Origin of the sequence: Vibrio sp. TRT 17S01, from assembly GCF_050113695.1 — a bacterium.
Classification (GTDB): domain Bacteria; phylum Pseudomonadota; class Gammaproteobacteria; order Enterobacterales; family Vibrionaceae; genus Vibrio.
Genome location: NZ_JBNJOG010000034.1, coordinates 1 through 8,056 on the forward strand (window position 1 = coordinate 1; position 8,056 = coordinate 8,056).

General features: G+C 38.7%; 8 protein-coding genes. All 8 read left to right on the top strand.

The genetic code is table 11. From position 1 onward, the window contains the following. The first annotated feature begins 76 nt into the window (after positions 1 to 76). Positions 77 to 532, top strand: a complete 456-nt coding sequence (locus tag ACQEXS_RS21995; protein ID WP_427015212.1) for a GNAT family N-acetyltransferase — start codon at positions 77 to 79, stop codon at positions 530 to 532. A 134-nt stretch (positions 533 to 666) separates the two neighbouring features. Continuing rightward, positions 667 to 1,245, top strand: a complete 579-nt coding sequence (locus tag ACQEXS_RS22000) for a DUF6988 family protein (RefSeq protein WP_427015213.1) — start codon at positions 667 to 669, stop codon at positions 1,243 to 1,245. A gap of 138 nt (positions 1,246 to 1,383) precedes the next feature. Beyond that, a complete protein-coding gene (locus ACQEXS_RS22005) occupies positions 1,384 to 2,346 on the top strand; it encodes a hypothetical protein (RefSeq protein ID WP_427015214.1) in 963 nt (320 codons plus the stop codon). Positions 2,347 to 2,500: 154 nt separating this feature from the next. Beyond that, positions 2,501 to 3,253 (top strand): hypothetical protein, encoded by a 753-nt coding sequence (locus tag ACQEXS_RS22010; protein ID WP_427015215.1) that lies wholly within the window; start codon positions 2,501 to 2,503, stop codon positions 3,251 to 3,253. Between the two features lie 350 nt (positions 3,254 to 3,603). Beyond that, positions 3,604 to 4,926 carry a hypothetical protein gene (locus ACQEXS_RS22015; RefSeq protein WP_427015216.1) on the top strand — a complete coding sequence of 441 codons (1,323 nt, stop codon included), beginning with the start codon at positions 3,604 to 3,606 and terminating at the stop codon, positions 4,924 to 4,926. Between the two features lie 308 nt (positions 4,927 to 5,234). After that, positions 5,235 to 5,759 carry an SUKH-4 family immunity protein gene (locus ACQEXS_RS22020; protein ID WP_427015217.1) on the top strand — a complete coding sequence of 175 codons (525 nt, stop codon included), beginning with the start codon at positions 5,235 to 5,237 and terminating at the stop codon, positions 5,757 to 5,759. Positions 5,760 to 6,501: 742 nt separating this feature from the next. Further along, the gene (locus ACQEXS_RS22025) at positions 6,502 to 7,041 is read left to right on the top strand and encodes a hypothetical protein (RefSeq protein ID WP_427015218.1); all 540 of its coding nucleotides are present in this window, start codon (positions 6,502 to 6,504) and stop codon (positions 7,039 to 7,041) included. 146 nt (positions 7,042 to 7,187) lie between these two features. Next, on the top strand, positions 7,188 to 7,955 hold the full coding sequence (locus ACQEXS_RS22030) for a hypothetical protein (RefSeq protein ID WP_427015219.1): 768 nt from the start codon (positions 7,188 to 7,190) through the stop codon (positions 7,953 to 7,955). Positions 7,956 to 8,056: the final 101 nt, after the last annotated feature.

Genomic DNA, 8,056 nt, shown 5'->3' on the forward strand with positions numbered 1-8,056 from the left:
AGTTTCAATAGGTTTGGTGATTTCGGTACAGTGTTTGAGTCAGGTGGCAGCGTTGCTCACAACTTAATTGGGCGTTATGAGGCATATGGATATTCAACTAATACAAATAGAAAGTGATCATTTTGAAAGTCTGTTTTCTGTCGTGAAACAAGGACTTTATTCGCATGTTGATGCCGTCTTTGGTTGGTGTGATGAGTTTCAGGTCAATCGTTTAAAAAGTGACTATGAGCCGCATTGGTTTCACTGGGTTTATCTCAATAACACGCAAGTTGGAATGCTATGCTTCAAGCCTTACGACAATGCACTTCATGTACATTTACTCATCGTGTTTCCAGAATTTCAAAATCAAAAATTGGCTGGAAGGGTAATGAATATGGTTCACGAAATAGCGCGAGAGCAAGGGCGTAGTAATGTAACCTTATCAAGCTTTACTAGAAATGAGTTAGCGGTAAGGTTTTACAAATCTCTTGGCTATAAGGTGATTGAAAGCGATGAAAACTTCCTTTCTTTGTCGCTTCAGGTTGCCTCATAACAATAAATTTAAGAGTGATTCACAACGCTCGGCGCTTTCACTTCAAGCCTGTTTAGTGTTTATGGCACAATGGTTTAGGTAAGGTGTTAGCGTTGTTCACACCTTAATTTGGCGTTATACATTATGAGGTCGGTATGTACAAAGAAACAGATAGATGGATACAATCACTTAAGTCATTAACCTCAAAGCTACAGCCAATAGCAAGTAACCGCAATCGCTTAGCTTTGGCTTTGATGTATACAAGCAATACTCATTGCTGCTCCATCCAACAGTTAATCAGTAAGAATTTACCTTCTTCTGCGTTCGCGTTAGCGCGCTCTCAAGTCGAAACATACCTCCGAGCCATATGGGTATTTAACTGCGCGAATACAGAACAAATCAATAAAATTTTACACGGTGGAAATTTTCCCAAAAAACACCGAATCCTCGAACAGTTGATGGAACTAGACGAGTTCAAAGACTCGATGCTAAAGGAAAATGTAGACAAGATGTGGTCAACCTTATGCGATTTTACTCATGGAGGAGGGATTCAGAGTTCCTGGCATATTGGTAGAAATGCAATTGGTGATCACTATGGACACAAGCAAATTAAAGAGCTACTCAAGCTAACTTGTAAGATCTCTCTACTTAACTCGTTGGCTATGGCTAAAGTATCTGATGCGGAAGATGTATCCAATAAACTGTTGTTAAGTTATAGGCGGATACATAAATAATGTATAACAAACTGTTTAAGAGTGATTCGCAACGCGTGGCATTTTTACTATGCGTTGGTTTTAGTGTTTAAGGTGGTATGCGGTGGCTTCGGTATTGCGTCACTCACACCTTAATGCGGCGTTATAAGGATAGGACTAATGTTAAGTGATGAAGTAATCCAGAGTATGAAGAATCTCATAGAATATAGAATAGGAAATAGAGAGGATAGCAAAGAATTTAACTCAATATTAAACTTTGAGCGAGAGGCTCAGCATAAATCTCATTATAAATGTAATCATATAATGTGTCGTAAGCCATCAATTGATTCTCATGAGTTATCAAGAAAAATAGTTTTAGAAGGATTAAGTAATAATAAAAAAGAGGTTTTTTTTCTTATTCCTGATTTCGCAGGCAATAGTTTTCGTTATACCTTTAAACCTAGGAGTATTGAGGGGGCTACAACTTTCCCAGGGTTTTGTGAAGGTCATGATAATGACTTATTCTTGTCTATGGAAGATGAGTTTTCGGGGGTGAATTCCGATTATGTACATAGACAAACGTTAAGGACGCTGAGAAAAGAAATATACAAGAAAAAGCTTCATATTACAAAATTAGTAAGAACTTTAAGAAAAACCAAATCTAGTTCAAAAAATGAAAAATGGAGATTTATATTTGGTAGGATTCTGGAAACTAGGGGTATTTTAAATAGTTACAGATGCTTCTACAGGAGGCTTTGGCATGCCATAACTCTCGAATCGAAATTTTTACACTACAAAGTAATTGAGGTAAAGAACAAAGGTGTGGCGTTCTCCGGTATGTATGATTTATCTGAAGAAGGGCAATATGTCGATTCATATGTTTTTGTTTACCTTATACCAATTGGAAATTTGTCATATTTTATAATGGCTTCACTTGATGATAAGGATACAGTTGGGTTAGTTGATGAAATATTTCCGAAGGGAAGTGGCGATAAATTTTTTGTTCAAAGTAAGATTTTAGAAAAAAAAGAAGATATAGTTTTTTCCGAAGATTTTATTAGAAGTAACCAGATTCCAAGTGCACTTTTTGATCACTCTGAAATTGTGAATCATGGTATATTTCCATGTGTGGAACTGTTTTAACATCCTTATAACAAGCTGTTTAAGAGTGATTCGCAACGCGTGGCATTTTTACTATGCATTGGTTTTAGCGATTAAGGTGGTATGCGGCGGCATCAGTATTGCGTTGCTCACACCTTAACAGGGCGTTAGGCATTACGATAAATTTAGGATATATATGCAAATTTCTAGAAGAACAAAGTTCTCATTAGCTCAACTTTTAGGCGTAATTGAACGTCCTGATGTATACGTTGTTTTCGAAAAGTACAGCCTTAATCCGCAAGCTGTGTCTTCGGTTGCAGGTATAAGCTCGGAGATTCAAGGAGCGCATGAAAGTGTTTTATCAGATTTGGTTGTTGAAGTGGTTCAATGCAGTAAAACACTAAGAAATCAGACTTCTCCGAGATACAAGTTTGATGAAAAATACTCGATTTTTCAAAAATCCCTTTTGTTAGATGGCTACGGGATCGAGGGAAATCAAATTAGTGCTCTTGACCCAAATTTTGCTGGTCACGAGCCTGTTGAAGATGAGTTATTAAAAGAGATCGATAACTCAAATCTTTCAAATAAAGGTAGTATTTCGCAAGCGGTAAAGGCATCCGCGGAAGATTTTATAAAGGCGCAACCTGACTATAACGGTAGCCTGACCAATATTCGCATTGCGCTGGAAACAATTGTACGTGAAATCGCAATCTTAAACGGCTTTGTAAACACTAGAGGTAGTGGAAATACATGGGGACCTTCTCTTGCACACTTAAGAACCTCTGGATTCATCGACACCAAAGAAGAGCAAGCATTAGCTGCGGTGTTTACATTTGTTAGTAATGGAGCCCATATACCTCTAGGTTTTAGCCATGAAGAGTTCGTTCGTCTTGGTCGTAATATGTGCTCATCAATGTGCTACTTTGTCATGAAAAAGTTCAATGCCTAACAAGTTGTTCAAGAGTGATTCGGCACGCGTGGCATTTTTACTATGCGTCGGTTTTAGCGGTTAAGGTGGTATGCTGAGGCTTTGGTATTGCGTGCCTCACACCTTAACAAGGCGTTATGCATCCGAGTCGAAAGTAACTCTTCAATCAATTCTATTTCATAATAAATGAACGCGTTAAATATGGTTCAAAAGGAATCTTCACTATATAGATTGTTGTTTTACAAGGAACGTATGAGTATATTAATTGTCAAATATTCAAATTAGTCAAAGACCTCATTACCTTCTTATCATACTGGTTGTGTTGGGGACGGACGGGGCTAGTTCTCTACTAGTTTCAGTGAGAGTTCCAATTGAATTTAGGTTTGCCGCTATTAGATAGAGCATTGAACCCAGCGGCTCAGAGGCGTTGGCTTATTTTTATCAATGTCGGTTTAGTTGGAATCTTTTGGTATATTACTGTCATCATATTATTTTTATGGGTTAATATGTCGCAAAGTCAATACAGTGAGTCAGCGTGGTTCGGAAAGCAGCCAGACAGCTATCAACCGGATTTGCCAGTTTTACCTAAGTTACCGCCAACACCACCTTGGATGAAAAAGCTTAGTGTTGGACTTAGCATTCTTTTTGTTGTGACTATAAGTACGGCGACTATCGCTGCTATGTTTACGTTAATTTTGTTCTTTAGTTCGGGCTTTTATATTGACCGAATATTGAATAACTCAGCGTTGGAGCTGGTGGTTATCGCTTGGCTGATTAGTCTTGTGCTTATTATTGTTACTGTTATTTTATTCCGAGTTATGGAAAAGCAAAAACAGTATTGTGACATGAAATATGACGATTTTGCTGGTCGTTTTACGCAATCCATGTCATTAAGTAAGTGGATATTTAACGGTATGAACATACCCACTACAACAATGGGTTTTATGGAATTAACTCCGAGTGTTTGGAAAAAACGAGGAATGGCGGATAAATTTGGACGTACGTTTTTTAATTGGAATCACGTAAAACTAAGCGTTTATGAATATTCGACCACCCGTTTGAAAACAAGTCTTAAGATATGTCGGGTTATTAATTTTTTCGTCTTTCCACTATTTGGTTGGGCTTACATCTTGCAAATGATTAACGAAGATGTATTTCTTCCTCCTTATATTCTGTTGTTGGCTTTGCAGACGCTATTGCTGTTCTCAGGACGGTTGATATACGGAGGAGAAAAGCAAGTAAAAGTTTATGAATTCAACCGACATACTGGCCAAATTATCAAATTTGATCCATCAGGTAATCAGATCTGGAGTTATCCTTTTTATGAATTTAATGCATATATTCGTTATTGCAGGCCAGAAGCTAAGAGACCTGCGTCCTATACACTATATATGACTCATCGTCATTCGCCACATTGGACAGCGAAAGACATGGTTTATTTATGTTGTCCTTGGACAACTCATAGTGACAGGAACAGCATTACAGAATTAATGGATACTTTGATAGCATTTATGAATGTTACATTACCACTGCCACAGTGTATTGCGTTGCAAGCATGCCGACATTTAGATTCGACCACACAGAAATTAGAGCCGCATGAAGCAGACCATAAAATTGATTTCTTATCTATGTCAGATAAAGAGTACAAAGATACGATGTTTCAATTTTGGAAAGAAAGGCAGAGTACTTATTGAGAGGTTTTTACTATTTTCGAGGTTGATTGCCTTAACGTAATCAAACAGCCTATTCAAATAAAGACTAACAAGGGCAATAGATTGAGTTGAGAACAGTAGTTTTTGGGTTGCTGCAATATTTGGCAATCTTAATCTCAATAAGGGCAATGGGTAAAATGCATAACAAGCAATTTAAGAGGGATTCACAACGCTTGGCATTTTTACTTCTAATTCAAATTTAGTGTTTATGGCACAATGCTTTAGGTTAGGTGGAGGCGTTGTTCACCCCTTAATGCGGCGTTATGCGTTTCACGAGTGGATTAGGTCAAATGGAAGTATCTCGTTTTTCAAATAGCATCCTAAAATTTCAGGATGTCCCGATTAAGACTTCTGAATATTTAGTGGAAGTCGGCTTGCCTAACTGGTGTGCACCTAATTTGTATTTCGGTGATTTTGAAGAGGAATATTTGCCTCAGCTTAAGAGTTGGTGTTGGGCTTGTGATTGGCCTGAAGGTTACGACTCAGCGGTATCTAGATACCCTAAGGCGCGCGTTTTAGGTTCAGCTATGGGTAACGAACCGATAATTTTGCTCCCGAACAACCCGAAAGTATTTATCTTTGATAACAAAGGTAGTGAATTGCTATTTTTGAACTCTGACGTTCAGTCACTGTCTCGGGTTATCGCTAAATTTGAGAGCATAATTGAGGTTGCAGTGTCCGAAGACCAAGACGCCTTTATTAACAAATCTATACCGAGGGCATTGATTAACAGTTTTATCGATCAAATCAGAGGTGCCGAACAAAGTAGCACTGTATGGTCTAGTTGGGCTGAAGCATGTGGAAAAAACGCATAACAAGCAATTTAAGAGGGCTTTACAACGCTCGGCAGTTTTGCTTCTACTTCAAATTTAGTGTTTATGGCACAATGCTTTAGGTTTGGGGGGAGGCGTTGTTCACCCCTTAATTGGGCGTTGTGTTTGCTTGTAATTCAAAGGCTTAAAGGTCTTAGGCTTTAGTTCTTTGCCCCTCTGGCAATTCGTCCCTAGTAGACTCAGCAAATCCGCATTGTCGTGCTAAGTTCTTGAATCACTTAGCCCGTAAAACATGCCAATGTTCGCGGGTTGCTTCATTGTCAGGTCGTGGTGGTTGGCTTTTCATTTTACTGGCTCAAAGTCGCTTTTAGGTTCTTAGCCAATTAGCATTTCAGCTTGGCAGCTGCCTCGGCAATTCAATACTGTTTTGCGCTTTGGTTGGAAAGACAAGGCGCTTGTTGTTACTTGGCAGGGTTGCCTCATTGGGCAGGGAAGTGGACTTACTCGTTTTAGGTTGGTCGCTTTTGGTGGCCAAGTTGGTTCTTGCCTTGTGGTTTGCTTCAGAAAACTGGTCAGAAATAGCAGTTCTTTCTCAATTAAGTCAGTAACTTGTGGTAAAACATAACAAACAATTCAACAGTGATTCGCAACGCTTGTCGCTCTCACTTTGGGTTGAATTTAGTGTTTACGGTGCAGTGGTTTAGTTCAGTGGCTGCGCTGCTCACACGTTAATTGGGCGTTAGCTGACAAATTAACTCAGAGGGGACATGAATTGGAGAAGATCGTGATATCAATCTTAAGTATTTTTGGATTGTTAGTATTGGTAATAGTGCTTGGTGCAAGTTCCTCCTATGTACCTTTAGAAACGCTTGAATCGACAGTTTTTCCATATTCATCACTTGCAATACTAGCCGCCATTATTTTTGCTTTTAGTTTTTACAAAGGAACAGAAGCGAAACCTGCAGGTTTTACATACTTGGCACTTCATTACAAAGTAGGTAAATATAAAGAGTTTTTCTTTGCCTTAGTATCTATACCACTTTTTAGCTTTTTAATGGGATACTTCGTATACATGGTTGTTGCTACAATTCCTGCTTATCCAACTAAGTGGTTAGGCGAAAACATTTATGTAAAGTCATCTACATGCATCAAAACAGGAAGAGATAAAACACGTGGTAGTTGGTCTTTATTTCATTTAGAGAATGGAGAGGAATGGAAAGTAGCAGGGTTTGGTCAGGTTTGTCCTAGTTTTAAGCTGTCTTGTGACATTAGCTATAAGAAAGGTATCGGGGGATATTATGTTCAGGATATTAGATGCAGCTAACAAAGCATTTAAGAGTGACTCACAACGCTTGGCGATCTCAGTTTAAACTTGGCTTTAGTGTTTAAGGTGCAATGGTTTAGGCTAGGTGTTTAGCGTTGTTCGCACCTTAATGCGGCGTTATGACGCTGTCCAAATAGGAGTTTAATTTGACAAGAAAAGATAGTGGAGCCCCTAATGCATTGATGGGGGTTAGTTCAGTTATGGGTGATATTGTCACTGAGAAGTACCCAGATTATCAGACGTCATGGCCTTGTATGACTGGCTATCATGGTGAAGCTTTCCAGCACGACAAAGGAGTTGTTTTACTACTAAGAAACACACCAAGATCATCCATTCCAGTTGTAGGTCTAGCGAAAGAAGCTCGTGACTTTAAATCTATGCCTGAATTTGAGATGACATATGAAAATGTAGATAAAATTATCAACTATCTGAACGATGAGTTTAACTTAACCGAATATGATATAGCTGTAAATGTGTTCGATTTTCTAGAAGAGTGGAACGGAGACTACCAACGCTTATCAGATGAAGTCTGGGCTCATTTACGCACACAAATCGAGAAACGTGTCGATCAAATGTATGAACAGTTACCGAAGAGGCAAATAGTGAATAATAAAATTGTAACGACAGTTGGAGATAACAACAAAGTTTTAGTTGATTCAGTCGATAATTCAGTGAACATTACCGTCAACGGTGATATTTACGAAGAACTCCTAAATTGTTTAGGCACTATACCTGATCAGGATACTAAGAATGAGTTAGAGTCAGCGATAGTGGCTATGAAAGAGCATCACGGAACCCCTGAATTTTTAGGAAAGTATCAGGACTTTATGGGGAAAGTTGCGAACCACCTTACTGTTTTTGGTCCTTTAATCGGAACTCTTGGTGCTACTTTAGCTAGTGCAATGGGAGGCTAGCGTCATAACAAGCAATTTAAGAGGGATTCACAACGCTTGGCGCTCTCACTTCAAGTAAGTTTAGTGTTTATGGCACAATGCTTTAGCTAAAGTGTTAGCGT